General features: G+C 61.1%; 21 protein-coding genes. All 21 read left to right on the forward strand.

What is annotated here, in order from left to right; all coding sequences use genetic code 11:
- Window positions 1-51: 51 nt before the first annotated feature.
- The 21 genes from V5E99_RS05650 to flhB all read left to right on the forward strand — a co-directional run bounded on the left by V5E99_RS05650 (window position 52) and on the right by flhB (window position 19,893).
- Window positions 52-1,527 carry a sigma-54 dependent transcriptional regulator gene (locus V5E99_RS05650; protein WP_499801545.1) on the forward strand — a complete coding sequence of 492 codons (1,476 nt, stop codon included), beginning with the start codon at window positions 52-54 and terminating at the stop codon, window positions 1,525-1,527.
- A 110-nt stretch (window positions 1,528-1,637) separates the two neighbouring features.
- Window positions 1,638-2,849 carry a sensor histidine kinase gene (locus V5E99_RS05655; RefSeq protein ID WP_499801546.1) on the forward strand — a complete coding sequence of 404 codons (1,212 nt, stop codon included), beginning with the start codon at window positions 1,638-1,640 and terminating at the stop codon, window positions 2,847-2,849.
- 5 nt (window positions 2,850-2,854) lie between these two features.
- Window positions 2,855-4,234, forward strand: a complete 1,380-nt coding sequence (locus V5E99_RS05660) for a sigma-54-dependent transcriptional regulator (RefSeq protein ID WP_499801547.1) — start codon at window positions 2,855-2,857, stop codon at window positions 4,232-4,234.
- A 240-nt stretch (window positions 4,235-4,474) separates the two neighbouring features.
- Window positions 4,475-4,804: a flagellar hook-basal body complex protein FliE gene (fliE, locus tag V5E99_RS05665; protein ID WP_054049322.1), complete on the forward strand. Its 330-nt coding sequence runs from the start codon at window positions 4,475-4,477 to the stop codon at window positions 4,802-4,804.
- 15 nt (window positions 4,805-4,819) lie between these two features.
- Window positions 4,820-6,607 (forward strand): flagellar basal-body MS-ring/collar protein FliF, encoded by a 1,788-nt coding sequence (gene fliF / locus V5E99_RS05670; RefSeq protein WP_499801548.1) that lies wholly within the window; start codon window positions 4,820-4,822, stop codon window positions 6,605-6,607.
- Window positions 6,600-7,619 carry a flagellar motor switch protein FliG gene (fliG, locus tag V5E99_RS05675; RefSeq protein ID WP_092271459.1) on the forward strand — a complete coding sequence of 340 codons (1,020 nt, stop codon included), beginning with the start codon at window positions 6,600-6,602 and terminating at the stop codon, window positions 7,617-7,619. Before fliF ends, fliG begins: the two co-directional genes overlap by 8 nt.
- 7 nt (window positions 7,620-7,626) lie before the next feature.
- Window positions 7,627-8,457: a flagellar assembly protein FliH gene (fliH, locus tag V5E99_RS05680; protein ID WP_499801549.1), complete on the forward strand. Its 831-nt coding sequence runs from the start codon at window positions 7,627-7,629 to the stop codon at window positions 8,455-8,457.
- Entirely contained in the window at window positions 8,447-9,805 is a 1,359-nt protein-coding gene (gene fliI / locus V5E99_RS05685) for a flagellar protein export ATPase FliI (protein ID WP_499801550.1), read from the forward strand. Before fliH ends, fliI begins: the two co-directional genes overlap by 11 nt.
- A 6-nt stretch (window positions 9,806-9,811) precedes the next feature.
- Window positions 9,812-10,261 (forward strand): flagellar export protein FliJ, encoded by a 450-nt coding sequence (fliJ, locus tag V5E99_RS05690; protein WP_499801551.1) that lies wholly within the window; start codon window positions 9,812-9,814, stop codon window positions 10,259-10,261.
- A 177-nt stretch (window positions 10,262-10,438) separates the two neighbouring features.
- Window positions 10,439-10,744: an STAS domain-containing protein gene (locus tag V5E99_RS05695; protein ID WP_499801552.1), complete on the forward strand. Its 306-nt coding sequence runs from the start codon at window positions 10,439-10,441 to the stop codon at window positions 10,742-10,744.
- A gap of 5 nt (window positions 10,745-10,749) precedes the next feature.
- Entirely contained in the window at window positions 10,750-12,456 is a 1,707-nt protein-coding gene (locus V5E99_RS05700; protein WP_499801553.1) for an ATP-binding SpoIIE family protein phosphatase, read from the forward strand.
- Between the two features lie 31 nt (window positions 12,457-12,487).
- Window positions 12,488-12,835: an Hpt domain-containing protein gene (locus V5E99_RS05705; protein ID WP_499801554.1), complete on the forward strand. Its 348-nt coding sequence runs from the start codon at window positions 12,488-12,490 to the stop codon at window positions 12,833-12,835.
- Between the two features lie 105 nt (window positions 12,836-12,940).
- Window positions 12,941-14,308 carry a flagellar hook-length control protein FliK gene (locus V5E99_RS05710; protein ID WP_499801555.1) on the forward strand — a complete coding sequence of 456 codons (1,368 nt, stop codon included), beginning with the start codon at window positions 12,941-12,943 and terminating at the stop codon, window positions 14,306-14,308.
- A 173-nt stretch (window positions 14,309-14,481) separates the two neighbouring features.
- Window positions 14,482-14,988, forward strand: coding sequence for a flagellar basal body-associated protein FliL (gene fliL, locus V5E99_RS05715; RefSeq protein WP_499801556.1), 507 nt, complete (start codon window positions 14,482-14,484; stop codon window positions 14,986-14,988).
- Window positions 14,989-14,997: 9 nt separating this feature from the next.
- Window positions 14,998-15,966, forward strand: a complete 969-nt coding sequence (gene fliM, locus V5E99_RS05720; protein WP_499801557.1) for a flagellar motor switch protein FliM — start codon at window positions 14,998-15,000, stop codon at window positions 15,964-15,966.
- A 68-nt stretch (window positions 15,967-16,034) separates the two neighbouring features.
- On the forward strand, window positions 16,035-16,493 hold the full coding sequence (gene fliN, locus V5E99_RS05725) for a flagellar motor switch protein FliN (RefSeq protein ID WP_499801558.1): 459 nt from the start codon (window positions 16,035-16,037) through the stop codon (window positions 16,491-16,493).
- Entirely contained in the window at window positions 16,494-16,940 is a 447-nt protein-coding gene (gene fliO / locus V5E99_RS05730) for a flagellar biosynthetic protein FliO (RefSeq protein WP_499801559.1), read from the forward strand.
- Window positions 16,940-17,698 carry a flagellar type III secretion system pore protein FliP gene (gene fliP / locus V5E99_RS05735; RefSeq protein ID WP_201195000.1) on the forward strand — a complete coding sequence of 253 codons (759 nt, stop codon included), beginning with the start codon at window positions 16,940-16,942 and terminating at the stop codon, window positions 17,696-17,698. Before fliO ends, fliP begins: the two co-directional genes overlap by 1 nt.
- Window positions 17,695-17,964, forward strand: coding sequence for a flagellar biosynthesis protein FliQ (gene fliQ, locus V5E99_RS05740; RefSeq protein ID WP_123409175.1), 270 nt, complete (start codon window positions 17,695-17,697; stop codon window positions 17,962-17,964). Before fliP ends, fliQ begins: the two co-directional genes overlap by 4 nt.
- Window positions 17,965-17,967: 3 nt before the next feature.
- Window positions 17,968-18,750 carry a flagellar biosynthetic protein FliR gene (gene fliR, locus V5E99_RS05745; protein WP_499801560.1) on the forward strand — a complete coding sequence of 261 codons (783 nt, stop codon included), beginning with the start codon at window positions 17,968-17,970 and terminating at the stop codon, window positions 18,748-18,750.
- 3 nt (window positions 18,751-18,753) lie between these two features.
- Window positions 18,754-19,893 (forward strand): flagellar biosynthesis protein FlhB, encoded by a 1,140-nt coding sequence (flhB, locus tag V5E99_RS05750; RefSeq protein ID WP_499801561.1) that lies wholly within the window; start codon window positions 18,754-18,756, stop codon window positions 19,891-19,893.
- Window positions 19,894-19,903 lie beyond the last annotated feature (10 nt).

The raw sequence follows: 19,903 nt of genomic DNA on the forward strand, positions 1-19,903 counted from the left end.
AGCTTGCCCCCTCATTTCGGGCATTGAGTTGACTAGGGAAGTTGCTATTGCATGTGGCGTGAAACCAAAATTCTGCTGATTGATGACGATAGCGTCCGTCGCCGCGATTTGGCGGTGATTTTAAATTTTCTCGGCGAAGAAAATTTACCCTGCGGCAGCCATGACTGGCAGCAGGCGGTCGGCTCTTTGGCATCAAGTCGTGAAGTCATTTGCGTGTTGGTCGGGACGGTCAATGCTCCTGGCGCGCTTTTAGGCTTGCTAAAGACACTCTCAACCTGGGATGAGTTCCTTCCGGTTTTGTTAATGGGCGATAATTCTTCCGTTGACCTGCCGGACGACCAGCGTCGTCGAGTGCTTTCAACCCTCGAAATGCCGCCCAGCTACAGCAAATTGCTCGACTCCCTGCACCGTGCCCAGGTCTATCGCGAGATGTACGACCAGGCCCGCGAGCGCGGCCGTCACCGTGAACCCAATCTGTTCCGCAGCCTCGTCGGCACCAGCCGGGCGATTCAGCACGTGCGCCAGATGATGCAGCAAGTGGCGGATACCGACGCCAGCGTGCTGATCCTCGGCGAGTCCGGCACCGGCAAGGAAGTGGTCGCGCGTAACCTGCACTACCACTCCAAGCGTCGTGATGCGCCGTTCGTTCCGGTCAACTGCGGGGCGATCCCGGCCGAGTTGCTGGAAAGTGAACTGTTCGGCCACGAAAAAGGAGCGTTCACCGGGGCGATCACCAGTCGTGCCGGGCGTTTCGAACTGGCCAACGGCGGCACGCTGTTCCTCGATGAAATCGGCGATATGCCGCTGCCGATGCAGGTCAAGCTGCTGCGCGTCCTGCAGGAACGCACTTTCGAGCGCGTGGGCAGCAACAAGACCCAAAGCGTCGATGTGCGCATCATTGCCGCGACCCACAAGAATCTCGAAAGCATGATCGAGATCGGCACTTTCCGCGAAGACCTCTACTATCGCCTGAACGTGTTCCCGATCGAGATGGCGCCGCTGCGCGAGCGTGTCGAAGACATCCCGTTGCTGATGAACGAGTTGATCTCGCGCATGGAGCACGAAAAGCGGGGTTCGATCCGTTTCAACTCGGCCGCGATCATGTCGCTGTGCCGTCACGGCTGGCCGGGCAACGTCCGCGAGCTGGCCAACCTGGTGGAGCGCATGGCGATCATGCACCCGTACGGGGTGATCGGCGTGGTCGAGTTGCCGAAGAAATTCCGCTACGTCGATGATGAAGACGAGCAACTGGTTGACAGCCTGCGCAGCGATCTTGAAGAGCGGGTGGCCATCAACGGGCATACCCCGGACTTCTCCGCCAACGCACTGCTGCCGCCGGAAGGCCTGGACCTGAAGGACTACCTCGGTGGTCTGGAGCAGGGGCTGATTCAGCAGGCGCTGGATGATGCCAATGGCATCGTTGCCCGTGCCGCCGAACGTCTGCGTATTCGTCGCACCACCCTGGTGGAGAAGATGCGCAAGTACGGCATGAGTCGTCGTGACGGTGATGAACAGGCGGATGATTGACGCCTGTTTTTCAAGGGCTTCATTTATAAGGGTTTTTTTTTAGGCACGGGTATTGCTACATCTCTTGCAACGTTCCGTTTCACTGACGGTCAGCCAAGCGAGAGAGCACGATGCCCCAAGCCGCCCAGATGTCTCCTGTCCCTGACGCTTCGGGGCAACCGTCGTCCGTAGAGCAGGCAAGCCGGCTTGGCCTCGAGCAGGCGTTTGCCCTGTTCAACCAGATGTCGAGCCAATTGACTGACTCCTACAGCATGCTCGAAGCCCGGGTCACCGAGCTCAAGGGCGAGCTGGCCGTTGTCAGCGCTCAGCGCATGCAGGAACTGGCGGAAAAAGAACGCCTGGCCAACCGCCTGCAAAACCTCCTTGATCTGTTACCCGGCGGCGTCATCGTCATCGACGCCCAGGGCATGGTGCGCGAAGCCAATCCGGCGGCCTGCGAGTTGCTCGGTCTGCCTCTCGAAGGCGAACTGTGGCGCCAGGTGATTGCCCGCTGCTTTGCCCCCCGTGAAGATGACGGTCACGAAATTTCCCTCAAGGACGGTCGGCGCCTGTCGATCGCCACTCGCTCGCTGGATGCCGAGCCCGGTCAATTGGTCTTGCTCAACGACCTGACCGAAACCCGTCACCTGCAAGATCAACTGGCCCGTCATGAACGCCTGTCGTCCCTGGGGCGCATGGTGGCATCCCTGGCCCATCAGATCCGCACGCCACTGTCCGCCGCGTTGCTGTACGCCAGTCATTTGACTGAGCAGGAGCTGCCGGTAGCGACCCAGCAGCGCTTTGCCGGTCGTTTGAAAGAGCGTCTGCACGAATTGGAGCACCAAGTGCGCGACATGCTGGTGTTTGCGCGCGGCGAGTTGCCGCTGACCAATCGCATGACCCCCAGTGAGCTGATGCAATCGCTGCAAGCGGCGGCGCTGACCCATGTTCAGGAACTGCCGATCCGTTGGCAGTGCGACAGTCATTCCGGGGAGTTGCTGTGCAATCGCGACACCCTGGTCGGGGCGATTCTGAACCTGATCGAGAACGCGATTCAGGCCAGCGGCGGCGCGGTTCGCCTGAAGGTTCACCTCTACAACCGTGGCAACAACCTGCGCCTGTGCGTGAGCGACAGCGGCAGCGGCATCGAAGAGGCCGTACTGGCGCGTCTGGGTGAGCCGTTTTTCACCACCAAGACCACCGGCACTGGCCTGGGCCTGACCGTGGTCAAGGCAGTGGCCCGTGCGCATCAGGGAGAATTGCAGTTGCGCTCGCGGCTCGGTCGCGGCACCTGTGCGCTGGTGTCCCTGCCGTTGTTTTCCAGCGCATCGGATGCGGAGTGAGAGGCATGGCAATCAAGGTTTTACTGGTCGAGGATGACCGCGCGTTACGCGAAGCGCTGGCCGATACGCTGCTGCTCGCGGGACACGATTACAAGGCCGTCGGTTCGGCGGAAGAAGCGTTGGCGGCGGTCGGTGGTGAGTCGTTCAGCCTGGTGGTCAGTGATGTCAACATGCCGGGCATGGATGGTCATCAGTTGCTCGGATTGCTCCGGGCGCGGCAGCCACAATTGCCGGTGTTGCTGATGACAGCTCATGGCGCGGTGGAGCGGGCGGTCGATGCCATGCGCCAAGGCGCGGCGGACTATCTGGTCAAGCCGTTCGAGCCGAAGGCTTTGCTCGATCTGGTGGCGCGTCACGCATTGGGCAGTCTCGGTGCGACCGACAACGAGGGGCCGATTGCCTTCGAGCCGGCCAGTGCGCAATTGCTCGAACTGGCCGCGCGAGTGGCGCGCAGCGATTCCACGGTGTTGATTTCCGGCGAGTCGGGCACCGGCAAGGAAGTGCTGGCGCGTTACATTCATCAGCATTCCCATCGCGCCAGTCAGCCGTTCATTGCGATCAACTGCGCGGCGATCCCTGACAACATGCTGGAAGCCACGCTGTTCGGCCATGAGAAAGGCTCGTTCACTGGCGCCATCGCGGCCCAGGCCGGCAAGTTTGAACAGGCCGACGGCGGGACCATCCTGCTCGACGAAATTTCCGAAATGCCCATGGGCCTGCAAGCCAAGTTGCTGCGTGTGTTGCAGGAGCGCGAAGTCGAGCGCGTAGGCGCGCGTAAACCGATCAGCCTCGACATTCGGGTGGTGGCGACCACCAACCGTGATCTGGCCGGGGAAGTGGCGGCGGGGCGGTTTCGTGAAGACCTTTACTATCGGCTGTCGGTTTTTCCGCTGGCCTGGCGTCCGTTGCGTGAGCGCACCGCCGACATCCTGCCGCTGGCCGAGCGTCTTTTGGCCAAGCACGTCAATAAAATGAAGCATGCCGCAGCCAGACTGTCCCCCGAGGCGCAGGCCTGTCTGATCGCTTATCCGTGGCCGGGCAATGTGCGCGAGCTCGATAACGCGATTCAGCGTGCATTGATTCTGCAGCAGGGCGGTTTGATCCAACCCCAGGATTTTTGCCTGTCCGGGCCGGTTGCCTGTGCACCGTTACCTGCATTGACGCCGGTGCGGGCGGTGGAGGTTGAGGCCGAATCGGCCAACGCCTTGGGTGATGACCTGCGCCGTCACGAATTCCAGATGATCATCGACACCTTGCGCTCCGAGCGCGGCCGTCGCAAAGAGGCCGCCGAGCGCCTGGGCATCAGCCCGCGCACCTTGCGCTACAAACTGGCGCAGATGCGCGACGCCGGCATGGATGTGGAAGCGTATCTGTTCGCCACCTGAAAGTTGACGCAAACAAATGTGGGAGCGCGCTTGCTCGCGAAGAGGTCGTGTCAGACAGCATTTATGTACCTGTCACACCGCCTTCGCGAGCAAGCCCGCTCCCACACTGGGTTTGCAGTAAAACATGGCCCGGAGCGGCTTTTGTGAAGCAAGGCCACGGAGCTGGCACCCTTGTTGCTAACACCTCATTACCCGCCGAGTGAGTGTCAAAAAATTGCGGGTCGCCAGAGAGAGTAGTCCATGAGCCAAGGTATTGAATTTAATCGATTGATGTTGGATATGCGCTCCATGCAAATGGATGCCATGTCTGCGCCGAAATCGACTGCCGCAGTCCCTGAATTGGGCGGTAGCAGCTTTGCTGACATGCTCGGTCAGGCCGTCAATAAAGTGAACGACACCCAACAGGCGTCGAATCAGCTGTCCAGTGCCTTTGAAATTGGCAAGAGCGGCGTTGATCTGACGGATGTGATGATTTCCTCGCAGAAGGCCAGCGTGTCTTTCCAGGCGTTGACCCAGGTGCGTAACAAACTGGTTCAGGCTTACCAAGACATCATGCAGATGCCGGTTTAAGGACGAGATTGAGTCATGGCAGAAGCAGTCGCCGATAATGTCCCGGCCAAGGCCACTCCGATAGACGGCAAACCGCCGCTGTTCGGGTTGTCCTTCCTGGAAAACCTCTCCGAGATGACCATGTTGCGTCAGGTGGGCCTGTTGGTCGGCCTGGCTGCCAGTGTGGCGATTGGCTTTGCCGTGGTGTTGTGGTCGCAGCAGCCGGATTACCGGCCTCTGTACGGCAGCCTTGCCGGTATGGACGCCAAGCAGGTCATGGAAACCCTGGCCGCCGCTGACATCCCTTACACCGTTGAACCCAACTCCGGTGCCTTGCTGGTCAAGGCCGATGATGTGTCGCGCGCGCGGCTCAAGCTCGCGGCCGCTGGTGTCACTCCCAGCGACGGCAACATCGGTTTTGAAATCCTCGACAAGGACCAGGGGTTGGGGACCAGCCAGTTCATGGAAGCGACCCGTTACCGTCGCGGCCTCGAAGGCGAATTGGCGCGCACCATCTCCAGCCTGAACAACGTCAAGGGTGCCCGCGTGCACCTGGCGATTCCGAAAAGCTCGGTATTTGTGCGCGATGAGCGCAAGCCAAGTGCATCGATTCTGGTTGAACTGTATTCCGGCCGCTCCCTGGAGCCTGGCCAGGTATTGGCGATCATCAACCTGGTGGCCACCAGCGTTCCCGAACTGAGCAAGTCGCAAATCACCGTCGTCGACCAGAAGGGCAACCTGCTGTCCGACCAGGCGGAAAACTCCGAACTGACCATGGCCGGCAAGCAGTTCGATTACAGCCGTCGCATGGAAAGCATGCTGACCCAGCGTGTGCACAACATCCTGCAACCGGTGCTGGGCAACGACCGCTATAAAGCCGAAGTCTCGGCCGACGTGGACTTCAGCGCCGTCGAATCGACCTCCGAGCAGTTCAACCCGGATCAACCGGCGTTGCGCAGCGAGCAGTCGGTCAACGAACAACGTACCGCCAGCAATGGCCCGCAAGGTGTGCCGGGTGCCCTGAGCAACCAGCCACCGTCGCCGGCCTCGGCGCCGCAAACCACTGGTGGCGCTACTGCGTCGGCCGGCATGGTGCAGCCAGGTCAGCCGTTGCTCGATGCCAACGGTCAGCAAATCATGGACCCGGCCACCGGCCAGCCGATGCTGGCACCGTACCCGGCGGACAAGCGTCAACAATCCACCAAGAACTTCGAGCTTGATCGCTCCATCAGTCACACCAAACAGCAACAGGGTCGTTTGAATCGCCTGTCGGTGTCGGTGGTGGTGGATGACCAGGTCAAGATCAATGCGGCCAACGGTGAAACCACTCGCGCACCGTGGAGCGCCGACGAATTGGCGCGCTTCACTCGCCTGGTTCAGGACGCCGTCGGTTTCGACGCCAGCCGTGGCGACAGCGTCAGCGTGATCAACATGCCGTTCTCCGCCGAACGCGGTGAAGTGATTGCCGATATTCCGTTCTACTCCCAGCCTTGGTTCTGGGACATCGTCAAGCAAGTGCTGGGTGTGTTGTTCATCCTGGTGCTGGTGTTCGGCGTGCTGCGTCCGGTGCTCAACAACATCACCGGTGGCGGCAAAGGCAAACAGCTTGCCGGCTTGGGCAGCGACGTCGAGTTGGGTGGCATGGGCGGCCTGGACGGCGACCTGGCCAACGACCGCGTCAGCCTCGGCGGCCCGCAAAGCATCCTGTTGCCGAGCCCGAGCGAAGGCTATGACGCACAGTTGAATGCAATCAAAAGTTTGGTGGCAGAAGACCCGGGTCGCGTGGCCCAGGTCGTGAAAGAGTGGATTAACGCAGATGAGTGATAACCGAGCCGCTGTCGCCAAACTGTCCCGGGTCGATAAAGCCGCGATTCTGCTGCTGTCCCTGGGTTCGACCGATGCCGCCCAAGTACTGCGCCACATGGGGCCCAAAGAGGTCCAGCGTGTGGGTGTGGCCATGGCGCAAATGGGCAACGTGCACCGCGAGCAGGTCGAGCAGGTCATGAGCGAGTTTGTCGACATCGTCGGCGACCAGACCAGCCTGGGCGTCGGTTCCGACGACTACGTGCGCAAAATGCTCACCCAGGCATTGGGCGAAGACAAGGCCAACGGCCTGATCGATCGCATCCTGCTGGGCGGCAACACCAGCGGCCTCGACAGCCTCAAGTGGATGGAACCGCGCGCCGTCGCCGACGTGATCCGTTTCGAGCACCCGCAGATCCAGGCGATCGTCGTGGCGTATCTCGACCCGGACCAGGCCGGTGAAGTGCTCGGCAACTTCGACCACAAGGTGCGTCTGGACATCATTCTGCGGGTCTCCTCGCTGAACACCGTGCAGCCTGCGGCCCTGAAAGAACTCAACCAGATTCTCGAGAAGCAGTTCTCCGGCAACTCGAACGCTTCGCGCACCACCCTGGGTGGCATCAAGCGTGCGGCCGACATCATGAACTTCCTCGACAGCTCGATCGAAGGCCAGTTGATGGACTCGATCCGCGAAGTCGACGAAGACCTGTCCGGTCAGATCGAAGACCTCATGTTCGTGTTCAACAACCTGTCCGATGTCGACGACCGCGGGATTCAGGCCTTGCTGCGCGAAGTGTCCTCCGACGTGCTGGTGCTGGCCCTCAAGGGTTCGGACGAAGGCGTCAAAGAGAAGATCTTCAAGAACATGTCCAAACGAGCGGCCGAACTGTTGCGCGACGACCTCGAGGCCAAAGGCCCGGTGCGTGTCAGCGACGTGGAAACCGCACAGAAAGAAATCCTCACCATTGCCCGCCGTATGGCCGAAGCCGGAGAAATCGTTCTCGGCGGGAAGGGCGGCGAAGAGATGATCTAAGGTCACTATGTCGTCCAAACATGATGAGTCCAACACCGACCTGATCCGTGGCAAAGGGGTCAGTGGTTTTGATGTGTGGTCGTTGCCCAGCTTCGACCCGCATGTGCCCGAACCCGAGCCGGAACCGGAGCCCGAACCGCCGGAAATGGAAGAAGTGCCGCTGGACGAAGTCCAGCCACTGACCCTCGAAGAACTCGAAAGCATCCGCCAGGAGGCCTACAACGAGGGCTTCGCCACCGGCGAGAAAGAAGGTTTCCACAGCACCACACTCAAGGTTCGTCAGGAAGCCGAAGTGGCCCTGACCGCCAAGATCGCGAGCCTGGAACAGTTGATGGGCCACTTGTTCGAGCCCATCGCCGAGCAAGATTCGCAAATCGAAAAGTCCCTGGTCGATCTCGTGCAACACATCACCAAACAGGTGATCCAGCGCGAACTGGCCATCGATTCGTCGCAAATCGAAAGCGTCATGCGCGAAGCGCTCAAGCTGTTGCCGCTGGGCGTGGGCAATGTGCGGCTGTACATCAATCCGCAGGATTTCGAACAGGTCAAAGCCCTGCGCGAGCGCCATGAAGAAACCTGGCGTATCGTCGAGGACGAGGCACTGTTGCCTGGCGGTTGCCGGGTAGAAACCGAGCACAGCCGGATTGATGCCACCGTCGAAACCCGCGTGGCGCGGGTCATGGACAAGCTCTTCGATCAGTTGCACGAACAAGCCTTGCACCCGCCAGCGCCGGACTTGAGCCTGGAATTGCCGGTCGAGGCCAAGCCTGCGGTCGAGCCGCAACCAGAGCCAGAACCAGCCATCGCCAAAGACCCGGACGCAGACGATGCGCCTTGATCGCACCAGTTTCGCCAAGCGCCTGAGCGGCTACGCCGAGGCCACGGAACTGGAAGGCGCGCCGATCCTGGAAGGTCGCCTGCTGCGCATGGTCGGCCTGACCCTCGAAGCCGAAGGCTTGCGCGCCGCCATGGGCAGCCGCTGCATGGTCATCAACGACGACAGCTATCACCCGGTGCAGGTCGAAGCCGAAGTCATGGGCTTCTCCGGCAGCAAAGTCTTTCTGATGCCGGTCGGCAGCGTCGCCGGCATCGCGCCGGGCGCCCGCGTGGTGCCGCTGGCCGATACCGGTCGGTTGCCGATGGGCATGAGCATGCTCGGCCGGGTGCTTGACGGCGCCGGTCGCGCGCTCGACGGCAAGGGCGGGATGAAAGCCGAAGACTGGGTGCCGATGGACGGCCCGACGATCAACCCGCTCAAGCGCGACCCGATCAGCCAGCCGCTGGATGTGGGCATTCGCTGCATCAACGGTTTGTTGACGGTCGGTCGCGGCCAGCGTCTGGGGCTGTTCGCCGGTACCGGTGTCGGTAAATCGGTGCTGTTGGGCATGATGACCCGCTTCACCGAGGCCGACATTATCGTCGTCGGGCTGATCGGTGAGCGGGGTCGCGAAGTTAAGGAATTCATCGAGCACATCCTCGGTGAAGAAGGGCTCAAGCGTTCGGTGGTGGTCGCGTCCCCGGCGGACGATGCGCCGCTGATGCGTCTGCGCGCCGCAATGTATTGCACGCGCATCGCAGAGTATTTTCGCGACAAGGGCAAAAATGTCCTGTTGCTCATGGATTCCCTGACCCGTTTTGCCCAGGCCCAGCGGGAAATCGCCCTGGCCATCGGCGAACCGCCAGCGACCAAAGGCTATCCGCCATCGGTGTTCGCCAAGTTGCCAAAACTGGTGGAGCGGGCCGGTAACGCGGAGAAGGGCGGCGGTTCGATCACGGCGTTCTACACCGTGCTGTCCGAAGGCGATGACCAGCAGGACCCGATTGCCGACGCCGCGCGAGGGGTGCTCGACGGGCACATCGTGTTGTCCCGGCGCCTGGCCGAGGAAGGGCACTACCCGGCCATCGACATCGAAGCGTCGATCAGCCGAGTGATGCCGTCGGTGGTCACGCCGGAACACATGATGCGCGCCCAGTATTTCAAGCAGTTGTGGTCGCGTTATCAGCAGAGTCGCGACTTGATCAGCGTCGGCGCCTACGTGGCCGGTGGCGATCGGGAAACCGACCTGGCGATTTCCCTGCAACCGCAATTGGTCCGTTACCTGCGCCAGGGGTTGAACGACAGCATCAGCCTGGGCGAAAGCGAAGCCTACCTCGGCACGATTTTCGCTCCTGCGGCCGGCGGTTAACCGGTCATGGCCCAGAGTCGCGCAGGGCGTCTGGCACCGGTGGTCGAAATGGCTGAAAAGGCTGAGAAAGCGGCGGTCCAGCGCCTCGGCCACTTTCAGGGCCAGGTTCGCTTGGCCGAGAGCAAGCTTGCCGACCTTGAAGCCTTTCGCCTCGACTACCAGGAACAATGGATCGTGCGCGGCAGCAGCGGCGTTTCCGGCCAGTGGTTGCTGGGGTATCAGGGCTTTCTGGCGCAACTGGGCACGGCCATCGATCAGCAGCGACAAAGCCTGGTCTGGCATCAAAACAATCTGAACAAGGCGCGTGAATCCTGGCAGCAGGCGTTTGCCCGGGTCGAAGGCCTGCGCAAACTGGTCCAGCGCTACATGGACGAGGCGCGCAAGCTCGAAGACCGGCGTGAACAGAAGTTGCTGGATGAACTGTCCCAGCGGTTGCCGCGGCATGATCCTTATTAAGCGTTGTATATGAAAAAGATCGCAGCCTTCGGCAGCTCCTACGGAATCGGGTTTCGACTCGGCCAATGCAGGAGCTGCCGAAGGCTGCGATCTTTTGATCTGTTTCCCGCCTTGCCGCCTTCCCCGGCAGGTGCTAAACCTTGTACACACGTTGTTCAATGACAAGGAAGCCGTTAAATGTCAGTCGTTACTGAAGTCTCCCAAAATGGGCAAAAGCTGACGATTTCGATCAAGGGACGATTCGATTTTGCCAAGCATCAGGAATTTCGTGAGTCCTACGAAAATCTTCAGCCAAAACCCGAATCCTTCGAAGTGAATCTGCGCGACGCCACGTACCTCGACAGTTCGGCGCTCGGCATGTTGTTGCTGTTGCGCGATCACGCCGGTGGCGAGAACGCCGAGATCAGGCTGACCCACGCCAACGCCGATGTGCGCAAGATTCTTGCGATCTCCAACTTTGAACAAATCTTCGACGTGGCTTGATCGCCGTGCAGTCGTCGTTCGAATCGCTGACGATCCTGATCGCCGAAGACAGTGCGGCCGATCGCATGCTGCTGTCGAGCATCGTCCGCCGTCAGGGCCATGCTGTATTGACGGCGGCCAACGGTGCCGAGGCTGTCCAGGCGTTTGAGCAACAACGCCCGCAACTGGTGTTGATGGACGCGATGATGCCGGTGATGGACGGTTTCGAGGCGGCGCGGCAGATCAAGGCGCTGGCCGGGGAAACCCTGGTGCCGATCATCTTCCTGACGTCGCTGACCGAAAGCGAAGCCCTGGCCCGTTGTCTGGAGGCCGGGGGCGACGACTTTCTGGCGAAGCCCTACAACCAGGTGATCCTCGCCGCCAAGATCAAGGCGATGGACCGCTTGCGACGGTTGCAAGCCACGGTGCTGGAGCAGCGGGACCAGATCGCCCGGCACCACGACTATTTGCTCAACGAGCAGCGGGTGGCCAAGGCTGTGTTCGACAAGGTCGCCCACTCCGGTTGCCTGAGCGCGCCGAATATCCGCTACCTGCAATCGCCCTACGCGCTGTTTAACGGCGATCTGCTGCTGGCCGCGTTTACCCCGGCCGGCGACATGCATGTGCTGCTCGGCGATTTCACCGGGCATGGTTTGCCGGCGGCCGTCGGCGCGATGCCCCTGGCCGAAGTGTTCTACGGCATGACCGCCAAGGGCTACGGCTTGTCCGAGACCCTGCGCGAGATGAATTCCAAGCTCAAGCGCATCCTGCCGGTGGACATGTTCTGCTGCGCGACGTTGCTGTGTCTGAGCTTCCAGCGCCGTTCGGTGGAGGTCTGGAATGGCGGGATGCCGGACGGTTATCTGCACAGCATCGCCAGCGGCACGCGCACACCGCTGACCGCGCGGCACTTGCCGCTGGGGGTGTTGAGCCCGCAGACCTTCGACGACCGCACCCAGGTGTTTCCGATGGCGGTCGGTGACCGGGTGTTTCTGTTGTCCGACGGGGTGATCGATACCTGCGATGCCAATGATCAGTTGTTTGGCATCGAGCGGCTGGAACGCGTGTTTGCGGCCAATCAACAGCCTGACGCGTTGTTCGAAGAGATCGAGCAGGCCCTGCGCGACTTCCGTGGCGAGGCCCGGGACGATGTCAGCATGGTCGAGATCAGCCTGGTGGAGGCGGCGCAACTCAGCCCCCCGGCGCCGGTTTATTCCGACAGCGGTCAGTCCTGCCCACTGGACTGGTCAGTAAGTTTCGAATTCCGCGCCGCGACCCTCAAACGCTTCAATCCGTTGCCGTACCTGCTGCAATTGCTGCTGGAGGTCCACGGCTTGCGGGCGCAGAGCGGCGCGTTGTATAGCGTGTTGGCCGAGTTGTATTCCAATGCCCTGGAGCACGGCGTGCTGGGCCTGGATTCGAGCCTCAAGCGCGATGCCTCGGGTTTTGCGCGCTATTATCAGGAGCGCAATGCACGGCTGGACGCGTTGCAGGACGGCTATGTGCGCGTGAACTTGCAGGTTTCGCCCCAGGGCGAGGGCGGCAGTCTGACGATTCAGGTCGAGGACAGCGGCAAGGGCTTCGACGTGGCGCAGGTGATGGACAGGCCTCTGGACGGCGTGCGCCTGTCGGGGCGCGGCGTGAGTTTGATTCGCCAGTTGAGCCGCGAGGCCCGCTGGTCCGACGATGGTCGTAGTGCGTGCGTGGAGTTTTACTGGGAGGCTCTGGCATAATCCCGCGAATTCTTGATCAAGGAGTGAACAAGTGGCTGACACACATCTGGATCGCGACGTGCTGAGCGCGTTGCAGGAAGTGATGGAGGACGAGTATCCGGTGTTGCTGGATACCTTTATCGCCGACTCCGAAGAGCGTTTGCGTGTGCTGCGCAAAGCTGAAGACGCCACCCAGCTCATGAGCGCCGCCCACAGTTTCAAGGGCAGCAGCAGCAACATGGGCGCGGTTCGCCTGGCCGAACTCTGCGATGAGCTGGAGCAGCGCGCCAAAGAAAAAAGCCCGGTCGGCATTGAAAAACTCGTGGGTGAAATTGACGGCGAATTCGCCATTGTCCGTCCTCTGTACGAAGCCGAGCGGCAACGTTCCCTGGCGGAGTAACACGACCTTCCGGCGTTTTTGGTCCCGCTTCGGCAAACCTGGCTCGCCCCTTGCAACTACCTCGATCAACTGTACCCACGATCCCAGTGCAGCGGAGACCGCGTTATGCCCGTTACCCCCAATTCGCTTCTTCAGGCTGCCGCCAAGGTCAAGCCTCAAGTCGCCGCCGCCAATCCCTCGCCGGTCGCTGCCGAGCCTGGGGACAAGGCGTCCAGCTTCGCCAAGGTCTTCGCCAATCAGGCCCCGAACAAGCCTGCCGTATTGGCTGACACACCGGTCAAGCCGGCGCGGGACAAGACCCCGGACAGCCCAGGAAAAAAAGACGTCAGCGACAGCAAATCTGCCGCCCCGGACACGACTGTTGCCGATAGCGGCAAATCCTTGCCCGACGACAAACCAGTGGCGTCCTCGACCGACGACCAGAGCGCCAGCGATAAAGATTCCGACAGCAGCGATACGCCCGTCGTCGCGGATGCCCCGCCGGTAGATCCGACACTGGACCCTGCCATGCTGCAAGCGGCGCAACCGGTTGTACCGGCACCGTCGCCGGAGGCCGCGCCGGTGGTGACGACCGCGCCGCCGCAAGTCGAAGCAGCGGTGGCCGCCGCTGTTACCCCGGCGCCCGCGCCCGCTACCACCGACACTGATTTCGATCCGGAAGCCGACCCGCTCGATGCCTTGCCAGCGTTGCGCATGGCCATGGAGCAAAGTGGTCATGTGTCCGCTTCCAGCCAGACTCCGGCCAAAGCCACACCGGCCCAGGCCTCCGCCGATGGCGAGCTGACGTCGGCGCAGACCTTTGCCGCTGGCATGGCGAGCATGCTGGATGTGCAATCCGACAAGGACAGCACCGAGCAGGGCGGTGACAAAGCGTTCAGTGGCTTGATTACCGACGGGTTGAAGGACTTGAAGTCCGCCAGCAGCGATACCCGGGTCGATGATTTCGCCAGTCGTCTGGCGGCGCTGACCCAGGCTGCCACGCCGAAAACCGCCAATGCGCTGCCGGCCAATCAGCCGATCGCCATGCATCAAAGTGGCTGGACCGAAGAGGTGGTGAACCGGGTCATGTACCTGTCCAGCGCCAACCTGAAAGCCGCCGATATCCAGTTGCAGCCTGCGGAATTGGGGCGTCTGGATATTCGGGTGAACATGGTGCCGGACCAGCAGACCCAAGTGACGTTCATGAGCGCGCACCCAAGCGTTCGCGAAGCGCTGGACGGGCAAATGCATCGCCTGCGCGACATGTTCGCGCAACAGGGCATGGGCCAGGTCGATGTCAACGTGTCCGACCAGTCTCGCGGCTGGCAGGGGCAGGGGCAGGATCAACAGGCGCAGCAGGGGCAGAGTGGTCGCACCAGCGCCAGTGGCGGGCGGGTGGATGCCATGGATGATGAAATTGTGCCGACGGTCGCTGACGTGGCGGCGACGGCTACCAGTGTGATTGGCTCCAGCGCTGTCGACTATTACGCCTGATAAATTCTGCGACCCTAAAAAGATCGCAGCCTTCGGCAGCTCCTACAGGGTGTACCCCAGCCATGTAGGAGCTGCCGAAGGCTGCGATCTTTTGCTTTTTAAGCTTCTGGCATAACACTTGCTCTTGCCTTGCCGTGCGACTGTGAAAACCTGAATAGTGACGGATTATTGGCATGGCGAAGAGCGAAGCAGCAGCAGTGGTTAAAGACCCTGCAACCAAAGGCAAACTCAAGCTGATCATTGTGATCGTGGTGGCGGTGCTGCTGGCGATCGGCTTGTCCGTGGGGGCCACGTGGTACTTCATGCACAGCGCCTCAAGCAAACCCGCCGTCGTGGCGGAAGCTGCTCCGGCCGGCAAGCAAGCGGCGGTTTTCGAGCCCATGGCGCCGGCTTTCGTCGCCAACTACAACCAGAACGGCCGCCAGCGCTACATGCAGGTGAGCATCACGATGCAGGGCCGCAACCAGGCTGATCTGGATGCGCTCAAAGTGCACATGCCGGTCATCCGCAATAACCTGGTCATGCTGTTCTCCGGTCAGGACTTCGCCACCCTCGCGACCCCGGTCGGCCAGGAGATGTTGCGCCAGAAGGCCACCGCGAGCGTCCAGGAAGTGGCGCAGAAAGAGCTCGGCAAAGTGGTGATCGAACAGTTGCTTTTCACTAATTTCGTACTGCAGTAGGAACACGACATGGCCGTGCAGGACCTGCTGTCCCAAGATGAGATCGATGCGCTGTTGCATGGCGTCGACGATGGTCTGGTACAGACCGATACCGCTTCCGAACCCGGCAGCGTCAAAAGTTACGACCTGACCAGCCAGGATCGGATCGTCCGTGGACGCATGCCGACCCTGGAAATGATCAACGAGCGTTTCGCCCGTTACACCCGCATCAGCATGTTCAACATGCTGCGCCGCTCGGCAGACGTTGCGGTCGGTGGCGTGCAGGTGATGAAGTTCGGCGAATACGTGCACTCGCTGTACGTGCCGACCAGCCTCAACCTGGTCAAGATCAAGCCGTTGCGCGGTACCGCGCTTTTCATCCTCGACGCCAAACTGGTGTTCAAGCTGGTGGACAACTTCTTCGGCGGCGATGGCCGTCACGCGAAGATCGAGGGGCGTGAATTCACCCCCACCGAGCTGCGTGTGGTGCGCATGGTGCTGGAGCAGGCGTTCGTCGATTTGAAAGAAGCCTGGCAGGCGATCATGGAAGTGAACTTCGAGTACATCAACTCGGAAGTGAACCCGGCCATGGCCAACATCGTCGGCCCGAGCGAAGCGATCGTGGTGTCCACGTTCCACATCGAACTCGATGGCGGTGGCGGCGACCTGCACGTGACGATGCCGTACTCGATGATTGAGCCGGTGCGCGAAATGCTCGACGCCGGTTTCCAGTCGGACCTCGACGACCAGGACGAGCGCTGGGTCAATGCCCTGCGCCAGGACGTGCTCGATGTGGACGTGCCGATTGGTGCGACCGTCGCCCGTCGTCAATTGCGCCTGCGGGACATCCTGCACATGCAGCCGGGGGACATCATCCCGGTCGAGATGCCGGACGAAATGATCATGCGCGCCAACGGCGTGCCTGCGTTCAAGGTCAAGATGGGCTCGCACAAAGGCAACCTCGCGTTGCAAGTGATTGAGCCGATCGAGCGCCGTTGACCGGCGCTCCAACCCCTATTTGCCACATGACTGCTTCTGTTTGAAGAGTTGCCCGCCGAGGACACACGATGAACGACGATATGAACGCCCAGGACGACCAGGCACTGGCTGATGAATGGGCTGCCGCCCTGGAAGAAACCGGTGATGCCGGCCAGGACGATATCGATGCGCTGCTGGCCGCCGACACTGGCAGCTCGGCCTCCAACCGTCTGCCGATGGAAGAGTTCGGCAGCGTGCCGAAGAACCACGAGCCGGTGACGCTGGACGGTCCGAACCTGGATGTGATCCTCGATATTCCGGTGTCGATTTCCATGGAAGTGGGCAGCACCGACATCAACATCCGCAACCTGCTGCAACTCAACCAGGGTTCGGTGATCGAGCTTGATCGTCTGGCCGGCGAGCCGCTGGACGTGCTGGTCAACGGCACACTCATCGCCCACGGCGAAGTGGTTGTGGTCAACGAGAAGTTCGGCATTCGCCTGACGGACGTGATCAGCCCAAGCGAACGCATCAAGAAGCTGCGCTAAGTGAACAAGGTACTGGGGTTGTTGCTGGCGCTGCCGTTCAGCGCTTTGGCTGCCGAACCGGTGGCCACGGCAGCGGTCGCTGCTGCGCCGGCGGTTACCAGCGGCGTGGCCGGGCAACTGACGCAACTGGTGTTCGGCTTGCTGCTGGTGCTGGGGTTGATCTTCTTCCTCGCCTGGTTGCTGCGTCGGGTCCAGCAGGCAGGGCCGGCGGGCAAGGGCCAGGTGATCGACATCATCGGTTCCCGTGCGCTGGGTCCCCGTGACCGGTTGATGCTGGTACAAGTCGGTAACGAGCAGATTCTGCTCGGCCTGAGCCCCGGCACCATCACGGCGTTGCATGTGCTCAAAGAGCCCGTGCACGTGCCGAGCGCGACTGAAAAAACGACCCCGGAGTTTGCCCAGCGCCTGATGGAACTGCTGGGCAAGGATCAGAAGGATAAGAAGTAATGGGTGCGCTACGCATCGTCTTGACGCTGGCCCTGATGCTGGCGGCGCCGCTGGCGCTGGCCGCCGATCCGTTGTCGATCCCGGCAATCACCTTGGGCACCAACGCCAACGGCGCCCAGGAATACTCGGTCAGCCTGCAAATCCTGCTGATCATGACTGCGCTGAGCTTCATTCCGGCGTTTGTCATGCTGATGACCAGTTTCACCCGGATCATCATTGTGTTCTCGATCCTGCGTCAGGCCCTGGGCTTGCAGCAGACGCCGTCGAACCAGATCCTCACCGGCATGGCGCTGTTCCTGACCATGTTCATCATGGCCCCGGTGTTCGACCGGGTGAACAACGATGCCTTGCAGCCGTACCTGGCGGAAAAAATGACCGCCCAGGACGCCGTGCTCAAGGCACAGGTGCCGATCAAGGACTTCATGCTGGCCCAGACTCGCACCAGCGATCTGGAGCTGTTCATGCGCCTGTCCAAGCGCACCGACATTGCCACGCCGGATCAGGCGCCATTGACCATTCTGGTGCCGGCGTTCGTGACCTCCGAGCTTAAAACCGCATTTCAGATCGGTTTCATGATCTTCATTCCGTTCCTGATCATCGACCTGGTCGTGGCCAGTGTGCTGATGGCGATGGGGATGATGATGCTGTCGCCGCTGATCATTTCCCTGCCATTCAAGATCATGCTGTTCGTGCTGGTGGATGGCTGGGCGTTGATCATCGGCACGTTGGCCAGTAGCTTCGGAGGTGTTTCGCCATGACGCCAGAAGTCGCCGTAGACATCTTTCGGGATGCGCTGTGGTTGACCACCATGATGGTCGCGGTGCTGGTGATTCCGAGTCTGCTGGTGGGCCTGTTGGTCGCGATGTTCCAGGCCGCGACCCAGATCAACGAACAGACTTTGAGCTTCCTGCCGCGCCTGTTGGTGATGCTGGTGACGCTGATCGTCGCCGGCCCGTGGCTGGTACAGACCTTCATGGAATATATCCTGCGCTTGTACGGCAATATTCCAATGGTCATTGGCTAAACCATGTCGCTGTTGCAGCTGACCGATACCCAGATCAGTACCTGGGTGGCAACGTTCATGTTGCCTCTGTTCCGCGTCGGCACGTTGCTGATGGTCATGCCGATCTTCGGCACGACCCTGGTGCCCCGCCGCGTGCGGGCGTATCTGGCCCTGGCGATCACGGTGGTCATCACCCCGGCGCTGCCGCCCATGCCGCCGGTCAATCCGCTGGATCTCAGCGGGCTGCTGCTGATCGGCGAGCAGATCATCATCGGTGCCGTGCTGGGCTTCTCGCTGCAGTTGTTTTTCCAGGCATTCGTCATTGCCGGGCAGATTGTCGCGATCCAGATGGGCATGGGCTTCGCGTCCATGGTCGACCCTACCAACGGCGTGTCGGTGGCGGTGATCGGGCAGTTCTTCACCATGTTGGTGACGTTGCTGTTCCTGGCGATGAACGGCCACCTGGTGGTCTTCGAAGTGCTCACCGAAAGCTTCACCACGCTGCCGGTCGGCAGCGGGTTCATGGTCAATCATTTCTGGGAACTGGCCGGCAAGCTGGGCTGGGTTCTTGGCGCGGCGCTGGTGCTGGTGTTGCCGGCGATCACCGCGTTGCTGGTGGTCAACATCGCGTTTGGCGTGATGACCCGGGCGGCGCCGCAACTGAACATCTTTTCCATCGGTTTTCCGCTGACCCTGGTGCTCGGGATGTTCATTCTCTGGGTCAGCCTGGGGGATATTCTCAACCAGTATCAACCCATGGCCGTCGAGGCCTTGCAGTTTTTACGCGAACTGGCACAGGCGCGCTGAGTCATGGCTGAGAGCGAAAGCGGTCAGGACAAAACAGAAGACCCCACGGACAAGCGCAAGAAAGACTCCCGCGATAAAGGCGAGGTGGCGCGATCCAAGGAGCTCAACACCCTGGCGATCATGCTGGTGGGGGCCAGTGCCCTGCTGATTTTCGGCGGTGCCCTGGCCCAGGACATGATGGAGCTGATGCGCATCAACTTCTCGCTGCCGCGAGAAGTGATCATGGACCAGAAATCCATGGCCAATTATTTGCTGCACTCGGGGCAAATCGGCTTGTGGGCGATCCAGCCGATCATGATCTCCCTGGTGCTGGCGGCGATTATCGGTCCGATTTCCCTTGGGGGCTGGCTCTTTGCCTTCGGCTCCCTGGCGCCGAAATTCAGTCGGATGAACCCCCTCAGCGGCCTCAAGCGAATGTTTTCCACCAAAGCGCTGGTGGAACTGCTCAAGGCGTTTGCCAAGTTCACCATCGTCCTGTTTGTAGCGTTGGCGGTGTTGTCTTCGGACATTTCCGACTTGCAGCGCATTGCCCACGAACCCTTGGAACTGGCGATCATTCACAGCCTGCAAGTGGTGGGCTGGAGCACGTTGTGGATGGCGTGCGGGCTGATCATCATCGCGGCGGTCGATGTGCCGGTGCAGCTATGGGAAAGCCACAAAAAACTGCTGATGACCAAGCAGGAAGTGCGCGACGAGCACAAGGATCAGGAAGGGCGGCCGGAGGTCAAACAGCGGATTCGTCAGTTGCAGCGCGAAATGTCCCAGCGCCGGATGATGGCGGCCATCCCCGATGCCGACGTGGTTATTACCAACCCGACGCACTACGCCGTGGCCCTCAAGTACGATCCGGAGAAGGGCGGGGCGCCGATGTTGATTGCCAAGGGCAGCGACTTCCTGGCCTTGAAAATTCGTGAAATTGCCGTGGCCAACGAAGTGCTGCTGATGGAGTCCCCGGCGCTGGCGCGTTCGATCTACTACTCCACGGAGCTCGACCAGGAAATTCCGGGCGGTTTGTACCTGGCGGTGGCCCAGGTCCTGGCCTACGTCTACCAGATCCGCCAGCACCGCGCCGGCAAGGGCAAACGCCCGGACCCGCTCAAGGACGACCTGCCGATCCCGCCGGATTTGCGTCGCGATTCCTGATGGGTCAAAA

It is taken from the genome of Janthinobacterium sp. LPB2021202312-11-4, assembly GCF_037049705.1.
Classification (GTDB): Bacteria; Pseudomonadota; Gammaproteobacteria; order Pseudomonadales; family Pseudomonadaceae; genus Aquipseudomonas.

What these genes read in the sequence shown, in the direction of transcription:
- fliI (WP_499801550.1), top strand. Translation starts at nt 8,447, where the DNA reads ATGCGCCTTGATCGCACCAGTTTCGCCAAGCGCCTGAGCGGCTACGCC.
- V5E99_RS05655 (WP_499801546.1), top strand. Translation starts at nt 1,638, where the DNA reads ATGCCCCAAGCCGCCCAGATGTCTCCTGTCCCTGACGCTTCGGGGCAA.
- fliR (WP_499801560.1), top strand. Translation starts at nt 17,968, where the DNA reads ATGTCGCTGTTGCAGCTGACCGATACCCAGATCAGTACCTGGGTGGCA.
- fliG (WP_092271459.1), top strand. Translation starts at nt 6,600, where the DNA reads ATGAGTGATAACCGAGCCGCTGTCGCCAAACTGTCCCGGGTCGATAAA.
- V5E99_RS05710 (WP_499801555.1), top strand. Translation starts at nt 12,941, where the DNA reads ATGCCCGTTACCCCCAATTCGCTTCTTCAGGCTGCCGCCAAGGTCAAG.
- fliE (WP_054049322.1), top strand. Translation starts at nt 4,475, where the DNA reads ATGAGCCAAGGTATTGAATTTAATCGATTGATGTTGGATATGCGCTCC.
- V5E99_RS05650 (WP_499801545.1), top strand. Translation starts at nt 52, where the DNA reads ATGTGGCGTGAAACCAAAATTCTGCTGATTGATGACGATAGCGTCCGT.
- V5E99_RS05660 (WP_499801547.1), top strand. Translation starts at nt 2,855, where the DNA reads ATGGCAATCAAGGTTTTACTGGTCGAGGATGACCGCGCGTTACGCGAA.
- fliM (WP_499801557.1), top strand. Translation starts at nt 14,998, where the DNA reads ATGGCCGTGCAGGACCTGCTGTCCCAAGATGAGATCGATGCGCTGTTG.
- fliP (WP_201195000.1), top strand. Translation starts at nt 16,940, where the DNA reads ATGGGTGCGCTACGCATCGTCTTGACGCTGGCCCTGATGCTGGCGGCG.
- fliH (WP_499801549.1), top strand. Translation starts at nt 7,627, where the DNA reads ATGTCGTCCAAACATGATGAGTCCAACACCGACCTGATCCGTGGCAAA.
- fliF (WP_499801548.1), top strand. Translation starts at nt 4,820, where the DNA reads ATGGCAGAAGCAGTCGCCGATAATGTCCCGGCCAAGGCCACTCCGATA.
- fliN (WP_499801558.1), top strand. Translation starts at nt 16,035, where the DNA reads ATGAACGACGATATGAACGCCCAGGACGACCAGGCACTGGCTGATGAA.
- V5E99_RS05695 (WP_499801552.1), top strand. Translation starts at nt 10,439, where the DNA reads ATGTCAGTCGTTACTGAAGTCTCCCAAAATGGGCAAAAGCTGACGATT.
- fliL (WP_499801556.1), top strand. Translation starts at nt 14,482, where the DNA reads ATGGCGAAGAGCGAAGCAGCAGCAGTGGTTAAAGACCCTGCAACCAAA.
- flhB (WP_499801561.1), top strand. Translation starts at nt 18,754, where the DNA reads ATGGCTGAGAGCGAAAGCGGTCAGGACAAAACAGAAGACCCCACGGAC.
- fliQ (WP_123409175.1), top strand. Translation starts at nt 17,695, where the DNA reads ATGACGCCAGAAGTCGCCGTAGACATCTTTCGGGATGCGCTGTGGTTG.
- fliJ (WP_499801551.1), top strand. Translation starts at nt 9,812, where the DNA reads ATGGCCCAGAGTCGCGCAGGGCGTCTGGCACCGGTGGTCGAAATGGCT.